We start from the raw sequence: 20,941 nt of genomic DNA, 5'->3' as shown, positions 1-20,941 counted from the left end.
GGTGAGAAGGGGGGGATCGTGGGGAGGAGGTAGGGGGAGGCTGGGAGGGTGGAAGAGGGCAGGAAGGGTGGAGGGCAGAGTTTGGGGAGGGGGGAGAAGCGGTTGGGGGCGCGCGAGGAGAGGTTGGGGGCGCGCGAGGAGAGGTTGGGGGCGCGCGAGGAGAGGTTGGGGGCGCGCGAGGAGAGGTTGGGGGCGCGCGAGGAGAGGTTGAGGGCGCGCGAGGAGAGGTTGGGGGCGCGCGAGGAGAGGTTGGGGGCGCGCGAGGAGAGGTTGGGGGCGCGCGAGGAGAGGTTGGGGGCGTCTCCAGAAAGGGGAGAGATGCCGGCCGAGAGGTCGAACGCGCTCACGGGGGTGGACGCACAAGAACAGGTGCGCACGTCCGGTGAACGGGCATCCAGGGTATCGACGTCGCCCACCCGTCTTGAATATCCTCTGCGCGGCTTCAAATGCCTCGACCCGAAGACAGGGTGCGTAACACCACCTACCCAGCTCTCCTCGACGCACGCTGGGTCGTGCGGGGTGCCAGGGTCCCCCAAGCTGGACGTCGGGCGCGGGCTGGGAACGCGAAGCCAGATCGATATCTCACGACATCACGCGCCAAGCGGACGGAGACAGGGCCTTGACCTATTGGCTGGCAAGTTTCAATGGAACCACCTACGAGGAATTTCAGGAGGCTGGCGCCACGGTGCTCGGGTTCCGCAAAGGCGCCCAGAACGAGGCTGCCTTCAATCAGATCAAGCCTGGCGATATCATCCTCGGATATATCACCAGCGTCTCGCGGTGGGTTGCGGTGCTCGAAGCCATGGGTCCCACCAAGAGCAAAGCGCAGATCTGGCTGGATGACGAGTTCCCGCTGCGCCTCAAGGTTCGTCCGCAGATCCTGCTCAAGGTCGAGCATGGTGTGGCTCTCGATGATCTCGAGGGACGCGTGGACTTCTATCCCGACGCTTCCGTGAAGGGACAATTCAAGGGCTTTTTGCGCCGTTCTCCCAATCGATTCAGGCTCGACAAGGATGGCGCGCTCCTGCTGAGGTTGATGAAAAAAGCGCAGGATGATCCCGTCTCTCGTCCTGTCGCGGCCTGGAAGTACAAGCGAAAACTCCGGTACTACGCCGTCGAGCGCCGTGAAGGGGATCGCAAGGTGGAAGTGGAGGTCACCGTTCCCGGGCCCGAGGAGCCGCTCCGGGAAGAACTGGCCTCGCAATCCGAAGAAGATAACGAGAGCAAGGCGGTCACGCGGCACACGGAAATTCAGTGGACGTTGCTTTCGCTGGGCGCAGAGCTGGGTCTGGACGTGTGGGTGGCGCGCAATGATCGGTCGCGCACGTGGAAAGGGACGAAGCTGGGCGACATGCGGCGCATGGTGCAGAAGCTCCCTGACCACTTCAACGAGGTGACGACCGACACCATTCAACTGGTGGATGTGCTGTGGCTCAAGAGCCACAGCATCGTGGCGGCATTCGAGGTCGAATGCACCACGTCGATTTATTCAGGGCTGCTTCGAATGTCAGACCTGCTGGCCCTCCAGCCGAACCTCGACATCAAGCTCTACCTGGTCGCGGCCGAGAGTCGCCGGGAGAAGGTGCGACAGCAGATCTTGCGGCCGACCTTTTCCCTGAGCGCCAAGCCGCTCCCCGGCGTGTGTGGGTTCCTCTCGTTCGACAAGCTGTGCAAGACCGTCGAGGGCCTTCGGGAGCTTCAGGTCATCTCGTCGCTCCAAGCAAGCTTCCTCGAAAAGATGGCGGAATACTTCAAGGGCGAGCAGGGAGGTTGAGGGCAAGCGGCCCATCCGCGAGGTAGCGAGAAGACGAGGATCTGGTCCGCTGCTGCTGGGCCGGGGAGGGGCAGCAGCGCGAGGGTGGCCGGTCCGAGAGCAACCCGGCCGTGGGTGGCGGGCGCAGGGCGATGCAACACGCTGGTGGCGCGCGACACTTGCAGCCTCGATGTTCCTGCGGGCGCGCGTGGCTTTCCCGCTTCAGCAGGGTGACCTTCCCCACCCGTGGCCTGCCGCCGGGGAGCGAGGTGGTCGGGTTCCTGGGCATGAAGGTGGGGGGTGGGGCGTTTGTGGTTGGGAAAGATAGAGCTCACACGAATCCGGGGTATCCTTCGCCGCATGATCCGCCTGAACGCACGCTCCCGTACCGCTGTCCTGGGGATGGTCGCCCTGGTCGGGGTGGGGTGCGCCCATCAGCTTCTCGCGCCAGGGGCGTCGAGGTCGGGGTCGACGTCTTCGGAGGGGAGCGGGGCAGCGGCGCCGGCGGAGACGGCAGCGGGGTTCATGCCGACGGCGCCGGCGTTTGCGCTGACCGCGGTGCCTGAGGCGATCGTGCCAGGGGCAGGAGGGGAGGCGCCGGCGTTCGATCCGACGCGCACGAAGGCAGTGCTGGAAGATGCGCGGCTGGTGCAGGTGCGGGCGGCAGTGGAGCGGGGGGCGTTCGTAGAGGCGGCGAAGGAGATGGGAGGGCTGGTGGAGGCGCTCGGGGCGGGGGCGGCAGAGCGTCAGGCGTGGTTGTATCAGCTCGGGAGGCTGCGGGAGATGGGGGGAGATCCGCTGGGGGCCGTGAAGGCTTACCAGGGGGCGGCGGGGGCAGCACCGCAAGGGGTGCTGGCGAGCTATGCGCACTACGAGGCGGCGACGCTGCTGGGGCGGGCGGGAGATGCGGATGGGGCGCTGGCAGAGGCGGCGCTGATTCCTCCAGGGCTGGCGGTGGAGAAGGATCTGGAGGCGACGGTGGCGGGGGCGCTGGCGCAGAAGGGGGAGATGGAGAAGGCAGCGGCGACGTGGCGGGCACACCTGGCGCGGTCGCCGCGGCCAGCAGGGTGGGTGCAGACGTCGCTGAAGTTCGCGAAGGCGCTGCTGGCGCGGCCAAGTGAGGCGCACGCGGAGGAGGCAGCACGGGTGGTGCGGCGGGTGCTCGATGAGGCGCCCGGGGGGGCCGGGGCCGGGGAGGCGAAGGAGCTGGAGAAGCAGGCGTTGATGACGCTGCCGTCGGCGCGGCGGGGGGCGCTGGAGCATCCAGGGCTGGAGGCGATGGCGACGCGGGGGCGGGCGCTGGTGGGGGCACGCAGGGGGCGGGAAGCGCTGGCAGTGGCGGAGACGCTGGAGAAGATGCTGCCGGCGCAGGCGCGGATCGAGGCGCTGCCGACGTCGAATGAGCTGCAGGGGAAGGCGCAGGGAGCGGCGGCGCAGGGGGCGGCGGCGCAGGGAGCGGCGACGGCGCAGGGGACGGCGACGGCGCAGGGGACGGCGACGGCGACGGCGGGGGGCTCAGGGCAGGGGGCGGGCGCGATGCCGGCGGCGCTCACGACGGTGCAGATCGAGGTGGCGTGTGCGGCGGCGGAGATCCAGGCGCAGGCGCTGGATTTGCTGAAGCGGAAGTCGGAGTCGTCAGAGGCGTACGGGGTGGCCGTGGCGCGCTGCTCAGGGCAGGCGGTGCAGCCGGAGGTGCTGTATCGGGCAGGGCGGGCGGCGATGCGGGGGGGGAATCAGCCGGAGGCGATCCGGAGGTTCGCGATGCTGGAGCGGGATTATCCGCGGCACCGGCTGGCAGACGATGCGCGCTACCACGCGGCGCGGGCGGCGAAGGACAGCGGGGATGATGCGACGTTCGCGCAGATGATGCTGCGGCTGCCAGATGATTATCCGGAAGGCGATATGGCGGCGGATGGGCTGTTCGAGCTTTCGCTGTCCCACATGGAGAAGGGGGAGTGGGGGGCCGCGGTGGTGCCGCTGCGGAAGGCACATGAGCGGTTTCCGCGGGAGAGGGCGTATCAGACGGCGGGGAGGCTGCCGTATTACCTGGCGCGGGCGCGGGGGGAGGCAGGGGACAAGGCAGGGGCGGTGGCGCTCTACACGGAGGTGATCCGGGAGTATCCGCTGACGTTCTACATGGCGCTGGCATATGCGCGGCTGCACGATCTGGATGCGGCGGCGGCGAAGGTGGCGGTGGAGGAGACGCGGGCGCGCGATGAGCACGATCCAGGGCCGTCGCTGGTGCCGCGGAGTCCGGCGTTCGGGGAGGCGGCGTTCGCGCGGGCCGTGGCGCTGTCGCAGCAGGGGGAGGTGAAGCTTGCGCGGGGGGAGCTGGATTTGCTGGGGCTCGGGGCGCGGACGGCAACGCCGGAGGTGCTGTGGGCGTCGGCGTACCTGCTGGCAGCGACAGGGGCGCCGGTGGATGCGCACGGGATTCTGCGGTCGGCGATGATCGGGCCGAGGCCGGGGCGGACGGAGATCGGGGAGTGGCTGGACCACTATCCGGCAGGGGCGTGGCGGTCGGCATGGGAGCTGGCGTTTCCGCGGCCGTTCGCGGCGATGGTGACGGCAGAGGCGGGGCGGGCAGGGATTCCGGAGGCGCTGGCGTACGCGATCATGCGGGAGGAGAGTGCGTTCGATCCGCGGGCGACGTCGGTGGCGGCGGCGTACGGGTTGATGCAGCTCATCGTGCCGACGGCGAAGTCGATGGCGAAGAAGATGGGGCTGCCGTACGACGCGGAGGCGCTGAAGCGGCCCGAGGTGAACATCGCGCTGGGGTGCAAGTACCTGTCGGTGCTGCGGGGGGAGTTCCCGGGGAATCCGCTGCTGGCCATCCCAGGGTACAACGCAGGCGGGGGGGCGCCGAAGCGGTGGGTGAAGGAGAGGCCAGAGCAGAGCTTCGATCTGTGGGTGGAGCGGATTCCGTACGAGGAGACGCGGAACTACACGAAGCGGGTGATCACCAGCATGGCGGCGTACGAGCACCTGTACGCGCAGGGGATGACAGGGGAGGCGCTGCGGAGTCCAAGCGCGGTGAGCCCGCTCGCGAAGACAGCCGGGGCGAGCGCGAGGCGCTGAGCGCGGGCGAGGGCGTGGAGAGAGGGGGCGTGGAGAGAGAGGGGGCGTGGAGAGAGAGGGGGCGCAGGGGGCGCAGGCTGAGGGAGCAAGGGGCACGCGGAGACAGAGGGTTAGATCTTTCCAGCGTGCGGGAGGCCGTTGGAGGGTCGAGGGCTGAGGCTCCGGCCGGTCTCGGGGTCGAAGCCTTCGGTGGCAGTGCCCTCGAAGGCCTCGATGAGCATGCGGGTCATGACTGGGTCGTGCGCAAAGACGCTCATCCAGAGGCTGAAGAAGCCGTGACCCTGGGCGGTGCGGACGATCTGGCGGCGCATGGCGGCGGTGGTGTTGGTCTGGAGGTCTTCGAGGCTGGACAAGGCGAGCGCGCGGACCTCCATTCTCTGGGCGACGCGGTCGATGGCCACAAATGTGCCGTTCTCGTCGGTGACCTGGGTCCTGGACTTGTCGAGGCCGACCAGGACGAGGGTGTCCGAGGCGATTTGCTGCTGGGCGTGCGTGAGGGCCGGTGCAGGGGTGACCTTGCCGTCTGCCGTGTCGTGGAAGGCGGCGGAGGTGTTGTCGCGGTCGGGTAAGAATAGGCGGTCGAACTGGACGTCCTTGTCCTGCTTGGTGGCGTTGCAGTTCACGCAGGCGGGGAGGAAGTTGTCCCAGCGTCCAACGAGGGAGGCGTACTGGGGGAGGGCCTTCGGCTGGAGATGCTCGACGGCCAGCGAGGCAGGGATGCGTCGCTCACAGAAGGAGCAGTAGGGGCCGAGGCGCTGGATCAGGAAGGGGCGAGCGTCCTGGTAGTCGTCGAAGTCGGTTTCTCGAGGGCTCGCGCCACGCGTGACGGGCGGGGTTGTCGGCGTAAGGGCCGATTCCAGCGGCGAGGCGCTGCACGTACTCGCGAAACTTGTCCTCGGGCGCGGCCGCGGCTTCTTCGAGCATGAGCAGGTAGTCCTTGGCGGCGTCGACCATCTGCGCGTAGCGGGGCGCGACCTCGGGATGAGCGACGCCCATGAGGCCACGCGCAATTGCCTCGATGCCGAGGTTGTCGAGGGTGGGGACGGGCTGGGCGTCGAGGGGGATCAGCTCGCCGGTACGGAGCGTCTGGACGATGAAGGGGGAATGGGTGGTGGCGACGAACTGAAGCGCGGGGAAGACGCCCCGCAGGTCCTCGACGATGCGCCGTTGCCACCGAGGGTGGAGGTGGAGGTCGAGCTCGTCGATCAGGACCACGCCCGGTGACTGCTGGGCGCTCTCGTCACCGAGGTGAGGGTTGAGCTGGACCGACTTGATGGCCAGGTCGGCGACCAGGGAGACCGTGGCTCGCTGGCCGTCGCTGAGATCGTAGAATGGCATCGGCTTGTCGCTGAACACGATGACGATCTCTTTTCGGTCGACGTCGAACTTGATGTCCCGGCCGTCAGGGAGGCAGCGCAGGACGGCATTCTTCACGGCGCGGTAGCCGGCGCGCTCGCTGCCGCTCTGCATGGCGGCGAGCTTCTCCCAGAGGAACCATTCGTTGATCTGGCGGTCGCGAATGCGGCCGTCGAGGCAGTAGTAATAAGCATCGAGCCGGGACCGCTTGGACATGTCCAGCTCGGGTTCGGTGTGCTTGTCACGGGCCGGGATCCAGGCGCGGCCAGCGCTGTAGTAGGCGAGGACCGGGAGGGTGCGGTCCTGCGCGTCGCCCTCGGGGGTCGCGATGAGGCGGGTGATGCGCGAGAGGGCGTCCTTGGCCTCGGCATTCGTGGTTCGCTTTCCGCCCTGGCGGATCATGCGCTTCCAGGTGACGGGCTCCTGGTCGATGACGCCCCGCGCTTCGATCTCGGCGGAAGGCGCAGGGTCGAACCGCGTGGTGTCGCCGGTCTGACGCGCGATGAGCCGGACCTCGGCAGGGTCGATGTTGCGCTAGCCTCCGCGAGGCGCTGCGACATGCCAGATCCCGAGGGCGACGGCGAGCGCGTCGAGGGCGGTGGTCTTGCCCGAGCCGTTCTCGCCGATGAGGACGTGGAAAGAGCCCTCACCAGCGCGCGCGTCGAGGGACGGGAGGAACTCGAAGGTGCGCTCCTCGAAACCCTTGAAGTTCCGCACAGTCAGGCCATCGATACGCATCTCGACGCGTAAACTAACACAGCCCTTTGGCGGCCCGCAGGCGCACCATGATGCAGCGGGGTGGCTGCCTGCGAGGTCTCGCGGAGATTTGCCAGACGTTTCGGGGCCTACAGGAGAAGGCGGCGTGATCCCTTGCGTGAGGCTCGGAGAGCTTTGCTAGAGTGCGCCGCGTGGTGGAACCCACTAGCCCTGCCCAGCAGCTCGTAGGGGCTGTGCTCAACAGCCGGTGGAGGCTCGCGCGCCTCGTCGGTGAAGGGGGGATGGGGGCGGTCTACGAGGCCGATGGGTTGCGCGGCGAGGGGAAGCGGGCGATCAAGATCCTGCACCCGGAGTTCATGGAGGATGAGCAGATCCTCCAGCGGTTCTTCGCGGAAGCACAGGCGATGCAGTCGCTGTCGCACCCGAACATCGCGGCGGCGCAGGAGGCGGCGCGGGCAGAGGACGGGACGCCGTACCTGGTGATGGAGCTGCTGCAGGGGGCGGCGCTGAGCGCGTACCTGGACCAGGGGACGCCGATGGCGGCGCAGCAGACGGTGGCGCTGATCGTGGAGGTGCTGCAGGCGCTCTCGATGGCGCACGGGCGGAAGATCGTTCACCGGGATCTGAAGCCGGACAATCTGTTCCTGGTGCGGGATTCGCACGGGAATCTGCACGCGAAGGTCCTGGACTTCGGGATCGCGAAGGTGATGGACGCGGCTGGAGGGATGGGGGCGAAGACGCGGACGGGGGTGCTGCTGGGGACGCCGGGGTACATGAGCCCGGAGCAGATCAAGAACTCGAAGGGGGTGGATCTGCGGAGCGATCTCTGGTCGGTGGGGATCATTCTGTACGAGATGCTGACGTGTCAGTCGCCATTCCCGGCCGACAACGAGTTCGGGAGGCTGACGGTGGTGCTGACGAGCGAGCACCGGCCGATCGAGGCGGTGGCGCCGCACCTGGCCGCGTGGAGTCCGTTCTTCCGGAGGGCGCTGGCGAAGGACGCAGGGCAGCGGTTCCAGTCGGCAGAGGAGATGGCGCAGGCGCTGCTCGGGATGGTGCGGCCAGCAAGCATGGCGCCGCCACCCGGAGAACACACGCACTCGATGCCAAGCCCGATGTACGGGCCGCAGACAGCGCAGGGGCCGCAAGGGCGGGTGTCAGCGGTGGGACCCACGGCGGTGGTGCCCGCGGTGGTGCCCACGGCAGGGACCCATGGGGCGGGGATGCACGGGGCAGGGGGGCATGCGGCGGGGATGCAGGGGGCGGGGATGCAGGGGGCGGGGGGGCATGGGGGCGGAGCGCCGCACGTGCCGACGTTCCCAAACCATGCGCCGCAGCATCAGAGCTACGCGCCACCTGCGCCAGGGCACGGGCCGCAGCATCCAAGCTACATGCCGCCGCAGCCGGTGATCACGCTGCAGAGCGGGGCGGGGCCGGTGTCGACGCACGTGAGCGCGCAGATGCCGCCGGGGATGCAAGGGTACCCGGGGCAGATGCCGCAGGTGCAGGTGCTCACGCCGCCAGCGTCGCCAGGGGTGACGGTGGCGCTGTGGGTGGTGATCGTGGTGGGGGTGGTGTGCCTCGGGCTGGGGTTCTTGCTCGGGGCGCTGGTGGCGGGGTGATGAGGCGGGGGGGGCGGGCGCTGGCTGCCGTCGCGGCGATGGGCGCGGCAGTGGGCACGATGTGCGTGGGGTTCGCGGCGGGGGGAGCAGGGGGAGAGGCGGAGCCGGCGTACCAGGTGGTGGACCTGCACGTGGACGTGCCGTACCAGGTGCACTTCAAGGGGCGGGCGGCGAAGCTGCCGGAAGGGCACGCGACGGCGCGGACGCTGAAGGCAGGGGCTTACGGGGGGATCGTCCTGCCGATCTACATTCCGGACAAGGCACGCAAGACGGGGCCGCTCATCGAGGATGCGGACGCGATCCTGGCGACGATCGAGGGCATCGTGCGGGACAATCCGGTGTTCCTGCCGCTCGGGGCCGCGGAGGCGGTGCCGGGGCGCATCAGTACGTTCCTGTCCATCGAGGGGGCGGGGGCGTTCGCGGATGACATCACGCAGATCGATAGGTTCATCGATCGGGGTGTGCGGCTGATCAGCCCGGCACATGCGAGCAATACGAGGCTGGCGTCGGCGGCGACAGGGAAGCGGGTGGACCACGGGCTGACGGAGCTGGGGAAGGCGTTCTGCGCGCGGGTGTATGCGCGGGGGGCGCTGATCGATGTGTCGCACGTGTCGGATGCGGCGTTCGCAGACCTGGTGCCCATCGCGGAGGCGCACGGGGCGCCGATCGTGGCGACGCACTCGAATGCGCGCGCGGTGGCAGGGCATCCGCGGAACCTGACGGATGAGGAGCTGCGCGCGATCGGGAAGAGCGGGGGGGTGGCGGGGCTCAATTTTCATGCGCCGTTCGTGACGGGTCAGGCCGAGGCGACGCTGGACGATGTGGTGAAGCAGGCAGAGCACATGGTGCGGGTGGCCGGCGTGGACCACGTGGCGATCGGGTCGGATTTCGATGGGGGGATCGTGGTGCCGGTGGGGCTGGAGGATGCGTCATCCTTCCCTGCCCTCGCAGCACGGCTGCGGAAGCGGGGGATGGCACAGGGGGATGTGCTGAAGATCTTCTCGCTGAACGCGCTGCGCGTGCTGGGGTGGCGGCCCGCGAAGGCGGGGGCAGCAGCGCCCTGAGCTTGCGTCCCTGGACGGGGATGCGCTGGAGCGGCTAGGCTCGCACGCCCTCGGAGGATCTCGACCATGACCGATCTGCAGAACCGCTGCCTCGATACGTTCCCGGAGTGGCTGCGCGCCCTCGCCTCCGACGCCGCGGAGCTCGGCGAGGTGCTGTCCGTGGGCGAGCTGGCCGAGCCGGCACGGCGCCATGTGGCCGTGGGGCTGAATTATCTGTTCAAGTCGCTGGATCTGATTCCGGACGGGATCGAGGACCTGGGGTTCCTCGATGATGCGTTCGTGCTGCGGGTGGCAGCGGCGCTCGCGGTGGAGGCGAATCCAGACGCGGTGCGGCAGGCGCCGATCCTGGGGCGGCTCGCGAACGAGGCAGGGCTGGTGTCCGAGCTGCTCGGGAAGGACTACGGGCGGCTCGTGAACTACGTGAAGGGGCAGGGCAAGATCGCGGCGCGCGGGCGCTCGGTGGACGAGATCCTGGGGAGCGAGGAGGTGCGGTCAGGGTTCCTGCAAGAGGTGCGGGGGTGGGCGACGAGCTATGCGGCGCCGTCCTTCACGCGCGACGAGAAGAACCTGATCAAGCTGTCGGCGTTCCTCTCCGCGAAGCTGCCGTCCTGATGCGCTCGGTGAGCTGCGCTCTGGCGCTGTGCGGGCTCTGGCTCGTGGGGTGTGACAGCGATCGGCGGCCACCGGCAGCGTCGTCTCCAGCAAGCGCGACGTCGGCGGCGGTCGCGGCGCCCGGGTCCGCGGCGCAGCAGGGGTCGAGCGCGGAGGAGGACCGGGCGGCGTTCGCGCTGCCAGCAGTGCCCAAGCTGATCGCGCTCGGGGATCTGCACGGGGACCTGGCAGCGACGCGGGCGGCGCTGAAGCTGGCCGGGGCGATCGATGATCAGGACCACTGGGTGGGTGGGACGCTGACGGTGGTGCAGAACGGGGACCAGATCGATCGGGGAGATCAGGACCGGGCAATCCTGGAGCTGTTCGAGCGGCTCGCAGACGAGGCGCGGGCAGCCGGGGGCGCGGTGCACGCGCTGAACGGGAACCACGAGCTGATGAATGCGCAGGGGGATCTGCGCTACGTGACCGAGGGGGCGATGAAGGACTTCGAGGGGGTCGGGGGGCTCGATCTGCGGAACCCGCGGCTCGCGAGCATGCCGCAGGTGGGGCGGGCGCGGGCGGCAGCGTTCCTGCCCGGGGGTCCCTATGCGCGGAAGATTGCGGATCGGAAGGTGATCCTGATGGTGGGCGATACGGTGTTCGCACACGCAGGGGTGCTGCCGACGCACGTGCGCTACGGGATCGGGAAGATGAACCGGGAGACGGCGGCGTGGCTGGAGGGGCAGAGTGCGTCGCCGCCAGCCGCGGTGCTGGCAGAGGATGGGCCGGTGTGGACGCGGCGGTACGGGAGCAAGGAGCTGGGGGCCGACGATTGCGAGGTGCTAGGGCGGGCGCTCGATGGGATGGGGGCGAAGCGGATGGTCGTGGGGCACACGGTGCAGAAGGAAGGGATCACGTCCGGCTGTGATGGGCGGGTGTGGCGGGTGGATGTGGGGATGTCGGCTTATTATGGGGGGAAGCCGGCGGTGCTGGAGATTGCGGGGGAGGCGGTGAAGGCGGTGAAGGGGGACTGATGGAGGGGGCGCGGCGGGGCGGGGGCGGCTTCCTGTGATGGGGGCGCGGCTTCCTGGGAGGGGGCGCGGCGGCTTGCTGGGCGTGGGGGCGGTGCGGAGGGAGGGGTGGTTCCGCGGAGCGGGGTGCCTGGGGCCCCCCGTGCGAATCGCGCCGTTGTAGCAATCTCGACTCGGCTGGGAGGGGGAGGCAAGACCCTGGCGGGGTGGTGACCTGAAGGCCGGCGCTTCAGCGCACGGGCCCCCCCAGGCACCCCGCTCCGCGGAACCACCCCTCCCTCCGCACCGCGGTCCCTACGGCAGGAAGCCTTTGCTGGGGGGCGGAAGGGGGTGGCGATAGAAGGGCGTTGAGGGTGATGGCGGCCATTACGGGTGGGATTGCTTTGCACGGACGATTGCGGTGATCGATGGGCTGTGCAGGTGAATGACTTTCGTTCGGCAAGGGCGCTAGAACCTTGGAACGACGAGGCAATCGACGCCGAGCGACGTCGATGCGCGAACCAACCCTCCAATGAGGGGCGTATGCAGGGCCGTCACGGCGATCAGGTCCTCGATGCCGAACGACGTCGATGCGCGAACCAACCCTCCGATGAGGGTCGTGTGCGTGGCGTGGGGGCAGCGCAGGTGGGCGGGGGGACCCCAAGAAGCCTCCACACAGATTCGAAGAGGAGTTAACCCCAGGCAGCCTTGCAGGCGCCGACCGCCATGTCGCAGAACTCGCGCTGGACCTGGGAGAGAGCGGCTTCCTGGGCCAGAAGCTCCGGGTCGAGGGCGCGAAGGAGGGACGCGACGACAGGGGCGATCTTCTCGCCGTGCTCGCGCACGACCTGGGAGGGAGGGGGGCCCTGCTCGGCAGGGGCGAGGAGGGCGGCGCGGGCAGGGGCGATGAAGTTGGTCTCGATGCCGCCGAGGGCCTTCTCCAGGCTGCTGAGGACTTCGCTGACGTGCTGCTGGGCCGCGGTGCGGCGCTCGGTGGCGAGGCGCTGGAGGGCGGCTTCGCGGCCCTGGGTCGCGGCGACCTGGGCGCTCTGGAGGCGGGCGTGGGCGTGCTGGCGCTCCAGCTCGATCTGCTTGAGGCGGGCGAGGACGCGGACGTTTTCTTCTTTCTGGCGGCGGCCTTCGCCGCGCAGGCGCTCCATGCGCTCGGCGAGGTCGCGGCGGGATTGCTGGCGGGTGTCGAGGAGACGCTGGGCGTCGGCGGGGGTGGTTCCTCGGGGGGGACGGGACGGGCCGAGGCGGGTGGCGAGTTCGGAGAGGGTGGCTTGATGCACGCCGAGCTTGGCGCGCACGTCGGCGAGGGTGCGCTCGACGAGGGCCATCTGGGCGGTCTCGGTCTGCACCTGGACGGAGATGGCGGACAGGTCGATCCGGAGCTGGTTCAGCATGCTCTGGCGCTGGGCGTAGGTGCTGCGTAGCTCGGTGAGGCGGGCTTCGAGGGAGGCGACGCGGGCGCGCCACTCGTCCTTGCCGAAGAGCACGGGCTCGCTCTTCTGGGCGGCTGCGAGCTCGTCCTGGGCTTCGGTGATCTCCTGGGCGCGGGAGAGGATCTCTTCTTCGAGGGCCTTGATGGAGGCCTCGGTGCGGCGGTGACGCTGCCACACGTCGCCCGCGCTCTGGACGCGGTCTGCCTTCTGACGCTCGTAGCCGGCGATGGCGCCTTCCATGCCGGCGGCTTGCTCCTCGGTGATGGCGTGGTCGAGGGCGAGGAGGGCGACCTGGATCTCGGCTTCGATGTCCTGGTCGCGGGCGAGGGCGGCGGTGGTCTCGGCGTCGACGCGGGCGATGACGGCGGCGATCTCGCCCTGGGCGCGGCCGAGGGCCTGCTGCTCTTCGCCGAGGGCGCGCAGGGAGGCTTCGGCCTGGCCGAGCTCGGGGGCGTCGGCGGGGGGGAGGGAGAGGAGTTCGGGGGGGATCTCGGCGACGAGGGGGAGGCGCTCGGGCCAGGCGGAAGGGATCTCGGCGCCCACGAACTCGTAGAGGACTTCGATGGCCTTGCGGAGGAAGGGGAGGCAGGTCTGGTAGACCTGGTCGACCTTGGCGACGTAGCGGCGGTAGTCGTCGGCGGCGCTCTCGGCGTGGCCGAGGTCGGGGAGGTGGACGGCGCGCACGGCTTCGCTGGTTTGACGGGCGCGGAGGAGCACCATGTCGGCCAGGGGGCCGAAGGCGGCGAGCTTGGCTTGCTGGGCGGCTTCCGCGGCGCTCGCTTCGGTCTCGCCAAGGCGGGTGGCGGCGGCGAGGGAGAGCTCGGGGAGCTTGGTGAGGTCGACGAGGCGGGCGCGGAGGAGGACGATCTCGTTGCGGGCGGCGGAGACCAGGGACTGGACGCGGGAGAGGTTCTCGTTGTCGACGCCCTGGAAGCTGAAGCGGCCCACGATTTCGTAGATGTCGGTGAGGCCGGAGAGGGCCTCGGGGTCCTCGGGCTGCCATAGCTCGGCGAGCGCGGGGGGGGCGTAGGGGGTGCGGGAGGCCGGGGCAGGCGCGCCGGTGTCGGGGCCGGGGGGGGCGCCGGGGAGGGCGTCGGGCGGAGCGTCGGGCTGGACGTCGGGCGGGGGTTCGGCCGCCTCGACGAGGGCCATGTTCTGGAGAGGGGCGAGGGGGAGCGTGAAGGGGGTGAGCTCCTCGCGCATGGTGTTGCGCGCTTCGCTGAGCTTGCGCCAGGCGGAAAGGATCTGCTGGCTCACGGCCAGGTAGAACCGGACGTAGCTCGCGAGCGCGGCGAGGTCGTAAGGGGAGGAGGACAGCGGGGAGGTGACCGTCGTCACGGGTCAGGTCCTCGCGGTGGAGGGGGTGGCCGGCGCGGAGGGAGGCAGGTGGGCTGCGCGGGAGGTGCCGCCGAAGAGTTCTTCGAGGGCGTCGATGTCGGCGCGGGCCCGCTCCTGCTCGGCCTGGATCGCGGCGAAGCGGTGGGGCCAGATGCGGGTGCACTCGCTGCGGACCCAGCGCCGGAGGGATTGCTCGCCTTCGCGGTCGAGCCAGGAGTCGTGCACGGTGCGCACGGCCTCCTCGTGGTACTTCTGCAGGCCGCGGGGGTGCTTGGCGAGCGCCTCCAGGAAGTTGCAGATGCGCTCCACGTCGACGCGGACGCGGGCCAGCATCTTCGACCAGTCGCGCGTGGCGCCGGCTGGGCCCGAGGCATTCGCGAGGGGGGGCGCGGCGGACACGCCCGGGGTCGCGGCGGTCGCGGGGGGCGTGGCGGGCTGGGGGGGCGCGGCAGGCTTGGGCGCGGCGACGGCAGGGCCGCCGGTGGGGAAGCCGAACCCGGAGCCCTCGGGCTTGTCGTCGCCGAAGCCGAGCTTGGACTTGACCTGGCCCAGCATGCCGCTGGCGCTGCCGGAGGTCGAGCCGGAGGGAGCGCCCGCGGCGGGGCCCTGGGCGGGGGTGGCTGACGAGGCGGAGCTGGAGACACCCTGGGCCTTGTCGGCAATGGTCATCCCGAAGAATTGCTCGAGGCCGCGCATCTCGCGCTCGCGCAGGTCACGGTCGCCGGCGTCGGTCGCGTCGAGGATGTCCACGATCTGGCGCGCGAAGTAGCGGGAGAGGACCTCGAAGGCCACGTCGGCCTTGGCCATCTCGTTGTTCTGGTAGCGCACCACGCTCTCGGAGACGTGGCCGGCTCGACCCAGGGCGTCGATGCGGGTGATGAGGCCACCATTGCCAGGCGGGAGCAGCACCTCCAGGCGGCCGCTGTCGTAGCCGGAGCTGACGAACATCTCGCGCAGCATCTTCTCGACGCTCTCGCGGGCGGTGTTGCGGAAGTCCTCGCCGAGGCCGGCGATGCGGGCGGCGACGCGCTCGCGCATCTGCTTGCGCATCTCGATCTCGACGGCGGTCTCGTTCATGAGGCCAGGGCTCGGCATCTGCCGGCGCTTGGCCTCGGCCTCGGCGGGGGTGAGGCGGCGCAGGAGGTCGTCGCGGATCTGATGGATGCGCACGTCGGCGCGGGCGGCGCGGGCGAGGCGCTCGGGCTCGCTCATCTCGTGATCCATGAAGGAGCTGAGGCGCTGCCGGATCTCGGGGAGCAAGCCCACAGGGTCTTCGCCGGCCTGCACGTGCTCCCAGAGTTCGTCGAAGGTCTGCTCGGAGCGGCGCTCGAACTCGCGGTCGCTGAGGCCGTCCTTCACGCTCACCAGGGCGCCGCGGAGCTGCACTTCCATCTCCGAGAACTCGGTGTGCACCTGGGCCATCACCTTGCGGTCGAGCGCCTCGACGTCGCCGGAGAGGTAGCGCTCGATGGCGGCCTTGAGCTGGTCGAGGCCGTTCACGGGGCGGGTGGCGCCGAAGAAGTCCATCACCTGGCGGGACACGGGGTGCTCCTCGTCGACGCCCTGGTGCACCCAGACCTTGGAGTAGGGGAAGATCCGGTCGACGCCCTGCTCCTTGAAGTTGCGCGCCGCGAGGGCCCAGTGCCAGTTGCCGTTCTCGTCGGGGTGGTCGAAGAGGTCGACCTTGGTCAGGACCACGAACATGCGGTCCTTGAGGGAGATGCTCCGGTCGGCAGACTGCGCGGTGCGGAGGAGGTCGAGCTCGGTGCGCACGAGGGAGGGGCGCGTCACGTCCTTCACGAAGATGGTGACGTCGACCTCGTGGGTGAGGGCTTCCTCGGTGTCGCGGCGCGCCTTGTCGCTGGGGGCGTCGATGCCCGGCAGGTCCATCAGCACCACGCCGGGCATGGCGCCCTCCACGGGGATGCTCACCGTCACCAGCTTGACGGCGCGTACGCCGGGGTAGGGGCGGTTGCCGTTCCGGGTGTCCTTGAGGGCGATGTAGGGGCGGATCAGCTCGGCAAGCTCGTCGAGGCTCGCGGCGGTGATCTTGGTCGGCTCCCGGTTGAGGCGGGCCTTGATCTCGCCGAGGGTGGCCGCGATCTCGGTCAGCTCGGAGAGCGCTGCCTGTTCCTTGCGGCCGGCGCGATCGGGGTCGTCGACGTCGTAGCCTTCGCGGTCGCGGAAGGCGGCCTTGAGGCGCTGGAGCTCGGCCTGGGTGAGGCCCTGCCAGCGCTCCACGCTGCCGGGCTCCAGGGCGTCGAAGTAGCTCTGGATGCGGGCCTTGAACTCGTTCTCGGGGTAGTAGGTGACGAGCGCAGAGAACTGCCCCTCCTCGCCGGGCTCGACGACGGTGGTGCTCCAGGTGCAGCGCTCGGCCTCGCTCGGGAGGAGCTTCTCGCTCTTGAGCCAGGCCGAGAGGAAGGCGCTCTTGCCCTGCTTCTCCAGGCCGACCACGCCGATCTTCACCACGCCCTTGGCGAGGCGCTTCTCGCGGTCGAGGGAGCGCCCGCGCAGGTCCTCCAGCTTGCCGCGAAGCTGCTGGAGCAAGCGGCCGTTGTCGCTCTCGTGGGGGAAGTAGCTCGCGAACCTGTCGCAGAGCTGGCGGTAGCGGAGGATCTTGTCAGCGATGGTCCGCAGCTCGGCGGCCTTCTGCTTACGGCTCTCGGGGCTCCACATGCCAGGTCACCTCGCGCGCAAAGTACCGCGCACGGCGGCGGAGCGGAAAGGGCCAAGGTGGCCGCCGTGGACGGGAGCCTCCGCGCGCCATGCCGGCGTGGTGGTCGAGCCGTGGGGGTGTGAGGAGGGGCTTCAAGGGACGCGCGCCGCGCGGCGCGCGGCGCGCGAGGGATGCGCGTCTGGAACGCGCCTCGCGGGGGCACCGCGACGAGGGGCGAGGGCGCGCTTTAGCCGAGGCGGTACTCGAGGAAGTCGAGGAGGTCGAAGAACTTGTCGCTGAGCTGCGTGTCGTTCCGGAAGTTTTCGCGGACGCTATCGCACACGTCGCTGAAGTTCTTGAGCTGCATGGGGGAGATCTTCGCTCCCTTGCGGGCCCACTGGATCGACTCGTTCATGAGGAGTCGAGCGCGGACGAGCGCCGAGTTGTTCGGCTGATCGCTCAGGGCACGGTCGAGCCTCATGAGGATGCTGTTCATGATGATCTCGAACTCGCCGCTCGACTGGATCGCCATTTGCGCGGCAGTCTATGCGTGCCGTAGCGCTGCTGGCAAGCGCTCCGCGCCATCCAAAGGGAACGATCGCCCGAGGTTCGGCTTAGTAGCTGAACAGGCTGAAGCGCCCGTCCGAGCGATCGTGGACGCATACCTCGGCCTCTGCGAGGTCGTCCAGGCAGTCGATGTCGGTCTCGAAGTTGTCGCCGCGGCAGTCGGACTTCTCGAGCATGCAGGCCTCGACGTCGTCCCACTCGTCGATGCAGTCGTACTCGTACGCCTTGTCGATCGAGGCCTGCGTGTTCACGACGCACTCGTCGTACTCGTCGTCGTTGCACCCCTCGCAGTCGCAGAGGAGGTCGCAGTACTCGGCAGCAGTCCCGCCGCAGGCCGGGACGGAGAAGCTGAGCATCGTCAGGAGAAACAGTGCCTTGAGCTTGTTCATCGCCTTCTCCGCGCGGGTCAGTTCACGCACTGAACGTAGTCGGTGAGATCGCCGTTGCACTCATTGTCGTGCGACCAGATCCGGTTGCTGCACGAGGACTCGTCTTGCAGGCAGGTGAACGCCTTGTCGAAGTCGTCCTCGCAGCCGTAGATCGCGGCGATGTCTTCCTGGCGCTCCAGCTCGATGATGCAGACCTCGACGTCCGACTCGTTGCCCCGTGAGCACTCCATCGCGTCTTCACAGTATCCGGCGATGCCTCCACCACAGCCGGTCACCATCGAGGCGGCCAGCAGCGCAAAGGTGCTCAACTTCAGCCCAGGGAGCTTCATCCGTGTGGTCCTCCGAACTTTCATAGACCTTGCTCCTGCAAGGTATAGGTCATCCTCTGGCAGGTAGCACGAAAACTACCGGGTGAGCTTACCAAGGCTCACCTGGCTGCGCGCTGGCTCCTGCCCCTCACGCTCCAGGTGGAGCACGATCTCGTCGGGCGAAGAGACGCACACGTACAGCCGTCCCACAGCGCCGGGCGGGAGCCCCGTGGGCACCATCATCAGCCGCGGATCGCTGGAGGTCATCTTGCTCGGCTCGTACTCCTTCGCGGCGCGGAGCGGCGTCTTCGCGTCCCACCGGCCGAAGTCGATGTAGTGATCGCCGAGCACCGCCGGATCGCTCACCTTGGTCCCCATGGGCACGATGGCCCTGAACTTGGGCGGGAAGCCGCGCAGATCGCCCAGGAAGTAGCTGAACCCCTGGCTGCGCCGCACGAGCAAGACCTCGTGGTTGGCGATCTTCAGGGCGCCGAGAGATACCGCCGTCTTCGGCGTGACGCCCACGATGGATACGCCCCGCTCCGTGCGCGGGGGCGTTTCGTAGAGCACCACCTGGCTGAACGGATCGGTGGAGTCGGGGCGCCAGACCTTGAGGTCCTGGATCCCAAGCTCGTCGGCGAGGGCTCGCTCGACGTAGCGGCTGCGCGAGGAGTTGCCCGCCAGCAGGATCACCACGCCCTGGTCGAGGAAGCCGCCGTCACCGCCACCGCCGGGAGGGTCGCCGTACGGCGCGACCGCCAGCATGTTCTTCATGAGCTTCACGCCCTCGCGGATGCGCGCGCGCAGGTGGTTGCGCAGCTCGCCGGCGAGGGGTTCGAGGTCTCCACCGAGTGACGTCACGGGCACCTCGCTGCCGTCGAGGCGCGCGGCGACGAGGCCTGGCGCCTTGCGGGGAGAGGCTTCGGGGCCATGCTTCACCGCTTCGAGACCCAGCTCGCGCTCGAAGCGGTAGCGGTTCTGGCGCGCGGCGAGGCTGCGCTTGTAGAGATGCGGCTTGTTGGCGAGGTTGTTCGGGGGCACCGTCTGGGGCCGCATCATCGGCACCTCCTTGTGCTCCATCTCCGGCAGGACCTGGGCGCTCTGGTGGGTGAGCCAGGTGAGCTCGTGGGTCAGGTAATCGCCGCCGAGGTGGTCGTCGCCGCCGGTCTGGAGGGTCTCGATCACCGTGGAGCTGCCGTGCTGCTCCTGCTCCTCCGGCGTGGCGGGCCTGAAGCGGCCGCAGGCGATGTCCAGGGTGCCGCCGCCGAAGTCGAAGACCGCGAAGCGCAGCTCGCCGAGGCGCTCGATCAGCGGCTCCAGGGCCGGGTGGGCAGCGAGCTCCGGGCAGACCTCGGCGGCGAATGCCTCCGGCTCGCTGGCGCTCATGGACACGCTTACCTCCTCGGCGGGGATGCCCTCCGGGATGCTGAGCAGGAGCCCCTGCCGGATCTCCTCTTCGAGGATGCCCCTGGCGCGCTCGTCGAACTTCGCCGGGTGGGTGAGCCGGTACTGCAGGTAGACGTCCTGGCCAGGGCGGTTGATGGCGCGGCCGAGCAGGTAGGCGTAGGCCCTGACCAGGGCCCTGACGCGCGCCTCGTCGAGGAGGAAGTCGCGCTGCCGCTCGCGGTCGCGGAACTGGGGGGACTGATCGAGGCCGATCACCCTCTCGGGCAGGCTTTTCAGCTCGCCCACGACGGCGCTCGGGAAGTGGGCGAGCGCCTCATATGCGGCGTGGCTCCCGCGGATCACCCGTATGAGGTCGGGGAAGCGTGGCGGCAACGCGCCGTCCTCGCCCCGGCGCTCGACGCGCGCCATCTCGGTCCAGAGGCGCTCGTGGTCCTCGATGAGCAGGTAGGCGGGATTCTCGGCAGGCTTGGCCGAGGCGGCGCTCGAGGTGCCGAGGCGGAGGAGCGATCGGTAGCCCTTCTGGTAGAGCGCGGCCACGGTGGCGGTCGTGCCGAAATCGATGCCCACCGCCGAGAGGCGCTGGAACGTGCGGAGGAGGGGGCGCGGGTCCCGGAGGCGCACCGGGAGATCCGCGCGCCACGCGCACACCACGGCGTGCTGCTGGGGCTGACCTCCGGGGCGTGCCGCCGGCTCGTTGAACGCGAGCGCGTGGACGGCGACGACGTCGAGCGGGATGTCCCGGCCCTCCTCCGGGATGGTGCCCAGCTCCGGGTGCGAGGTGTCGAGGGTGAGCTCTGTCGTGGTGTAGCGGCCCAGCAGGACGCCGCGCCTGCCCGGGTCTTCGACGACCACGTCGCTCGCGTCACCGGCCCTGTGAAAGCGGTGGGTGACCTGTGACGGGCGGCCATCCAGCGCGTAGTGTGCGGGCGACGCCTCGGTCCACTCGGCGAGCAGCCGCAGTCGGAAGCGCCCCGTGCCGATCCAGAGACCTTCCTCGGGGTTCTGAAGATCAAACAGCCTGCGCTCGGGGGCGTCGACGAGCAACGTGTCGGTGACGTCCTGCAGATCGAGGGCCGCGATCGCGGGTCCCTCTGCCGGGATGGCCGGGAGCCGCAGGTGCACGATGGGGACGCTGCGCACGGGGTGGCGCACGAGCAGCGAGAGCGTGCGCGCCGTCCCCGGGCCGCGGTCGAGGAGCGAGAGCGGGACGGCGAGGTCGATGGAGAAGGGCCGCACGGAGGGTGCGCTCCCCTCGTCCGGAGGAACCTCCGGCAGGTGGGCCGGCACAGGCTCGCAGAGGCGAACGCCGTCGAGCTCCAGGCCAGCGCTGAAGGGCTCCTCGCAGACGCCGGCGCAGCGAACGAGCAGCTCACCCCCGGCGACCCAGCCGTCGAATGCGGGGAGCACGACCTCCTGCGCGGCGGTGACCTGACGGGCTGGTCGCAGCTCCATGCGCACGCCACTCGGCGCAGTGCGTCGGAGAAGAACCGTCATCTCGTCGACGCGGAAGCGAGGACGAGGAAGCCGCGCAGGCGGCGTCGCGGGCGTGGAGGTGTGAAGGGGTTGATCCATGACGGTGTGAGGGACGCACCGGACATCGATGCAGAGTCCCTGGTGTATCGCTCAGGTGACGATGA

At 69.5% G+C, this 20,941-nt stretch carries 15 protein-coding genes and 1 pseudogene; 6 read left to right on the top strand and 10 right to left on the bottom strand.

The window, feature by feature from the left end; all coding sequences use genetic code 11:
• Positions 1 to 347 (bottom strand): annotated as a pseudogene (locus CAP_RS39860) (hypothetical protein); the annotation flags it as partial.
• Between the two features lie 272 nt (positions 348 to 619).
• Here CAP_RS39860 and CAP_RS46635 point away from each other — a divergent pair.
• Positions 620 to 1,774, top strand: coding sequence for a type II restriction enzyme NmeDI-related protein (locus CAP_RS46635; RefSeq protein WP_156041566.1), 1,155 nt, complete (start codon positions 620 to 622; stop codon positions 1,772 to 1,774).
• 339 nt (positions 1,775 to 2,113) lie between these two features.
• Entirely contained in the window at positions 2,114 to 4,831 is a 2,718-nt protein-coding gene (locus CAP_RS39850) for a lytic transglycosylase domain-containing protein (RefSeq protein ID WP_044250743.1), read from the top strand.
• A 110-nt stretch (positions 4,832 to 4,941) separates the two neighbouring features.
• Here CAP_RS39850 and CAP_RS39845 read toward each other — a convergent pair whose 3' ends face one another.
• The 3 genes from CAP_RS39845 to CAP_RS46625 all read right to left on the bottom strand — a co-directional run bounded on the left by CAP_RS39845 (position 4,942) and on the right by CAP_RS46625 (position 6,925).
• On the bottom strand, positions 4,942 to 5,454 hold the full coding sequence (locus CAP_RS39845) for a hypothetical protein (RefSeq protein ID WP_197041554.1): 513 nt from the start codon (positions 5,452 to 5,454) through the stop codon (positions 4,942 to 4,944).
• 103 nt (positions 5,455 to 5,557) lie between these two features.
• Entirely contained in the window at positions 5,558 to 6,589 is a 1,032-nt protein-coding gene (locus CAP_RS49355; RefSeq protein WP_081865751.1) for an AAA family ATPase, read from the bottom strand.
• A 132-nt stretch (positions 6,590 to 6,721) separates the two neighbouring features.
• Positions 6,722 to 6,925, bottom strand: coding sequence for an AAA family ATPase (locus tag CAP_RS46625; protein WP_052376790.1), 204 nt, complete (start codon positions 6,923 to 6,925; stop codon positions 6,722 to 6,724).
• Between the two features lie 170 nt (positions 6,926 to 7,095).
• Between CAP_RS46625 and CAP_RS55445 the strand changes: the two genes are divergently transcribed.
• The 4 genes from CAP_RS55445 to CAP_RS39820 all read left to right on the top strand — a co-directional run bounded on the left by CAP_RS55445 (position 7,096) and on the right by CAP_RS39820 (position 11,215).
• Entirely contained in the window at positions 7,096 to 8,526 is a 1,431-nt protein-coding gene (locus tag CAP_RS55445; RefSeq protein WP_156041565.1) for a serine/threonine-protein kinase, read from the top strand.
• Complete coding sequence (locus tag CAP_RS39830; RefSeq protein ID WP_044250741.1) at positions 8,526 to 9,590, top strand: dipeptidase; 1,065 nt, start codon at positions 8,526 to 8,528, stop codon at positions 9,588 to 9,590. Before CAP_RS55445 ends, CAP_RS39830 begins: the two co-directional genes overlap by 1 nt.
• Before the next feature lie 66 nt (positions 9,591 to 9,656).
• Positions 9,657 to 10,202, top strand: coding sequence for a YkvA family protein (locus CAP_RS39825; RefSeq protein WP_044250739.1), 546 nt, complete (start codon positions 9,657 to 9,659; stop codon positions 10,200 to 10,202).
• On the top strand, positions 10,202 to 11,215 hold the full coding sequence (locus tag CAP_RS39820) for a metallophosphoesterase (protein ID WP_044250737.1): 1,014 nt from the start codon (positions 10,202 to 10,204) through the stop codon (positions 11,213 to 11,215). Before CAP_RS39825 ends, CAP_RS39820 begins: the two co-directional genes overlap by 1 nt.
• A 668-nt stretch (positions 11,216 to 11,883) precedes the next feature.
• Here the strand turns inward: CAP_RS39820 and CAP_RS39815 are convergent.
• From CAP_RS39815 to CAP_RS39790, 6 genes are all read right to left on the bottom strand, one after another.
• Positions 11,884 to 13,974, bottom strand: a complete 2,091-nt coding sequence (locus CAP_RS39815; RefSeq protein ID WP_044250735.1) for a hypothetical protein — start codon at positions 13,972 to 13,974, stop codon at positions 11,884 to 11,886.
• A gap of 3 nt (positions 13,975 to 13,977) precedes the next feature.
• Positions 13,978 to 16,653, bottom strand: coding sequence for a dynamin family protein (locus CAP_RS39810; RefSeq protein ID WP_044250733.1), 2,676 nt, complete (start codon positions 16,651 to 16,653; stop codon positions 13,978 to 13,980).
• 227 nt (positions 16,654 to 16,880) lie between these two features.
• Positions 16,881 to 17,165, bottom strand: a complete 285-nt coding sequence (locus tag CAP_RS39805; RefSeq protein WP_044250731.1) for a hypothetical protein — start codon at positions 17,163 to 17,165, stop codon at positions 16,881 to 16,883.
• Between the two features lie 82 nt (positions 17,166 to 17,247).
• Positions 17,248 to 17,589 (bottom strand): hypothetical protein, encoded by a 342-nt coding sequence (locus CAP_RS39800; protein ID WP_044250729.1) that lies wholly within the window; start codon positions 17,587 to 17,589, stop codon positions 17,248 to 17,250.
• Between the two features lie 17 nt (positions 17,590 to 17,606).
• Positions 17,607 to 17,918, bottom strand: coding sequence for a hypothetical protein (locus tag CAP_RS39795; protein ID WP_044250727.1), 312 nt, complete (start codon positions 17,916 to 17,918; stop codon positions 17,607 to 17,609).
• A gap of 75 nt (positions 17,919 to 17,993) precedes the next feature.
• Positions 17,994 to 20,876: an acetate and sugar kinases/Hsc70/actin family protein gene (locus CAP_RS39790; protein WP_156041564.1), complete on the bottom strand. Its 2,883-nt coding sequence runs from the start codon at positions 20,874 to 20,876 to the stop codon at positions 17,994 to 17,996.
• Positions 20,877 to 20,941: the final 65 nt, after the last annotated feature.

It is taken from the genome of Chondromyces apiculatus DSM 436 (assembly GCF_000601485.1).
Lineage (GTDB): Bacteria > Myxococcota_A > Polyangia > Polyangiales > Polyangiaceae > Chondromyces > Chondromyces apiculatus.
This window is presented reverse-complemented; position numbering and strand designations above follow the sequence as displayed.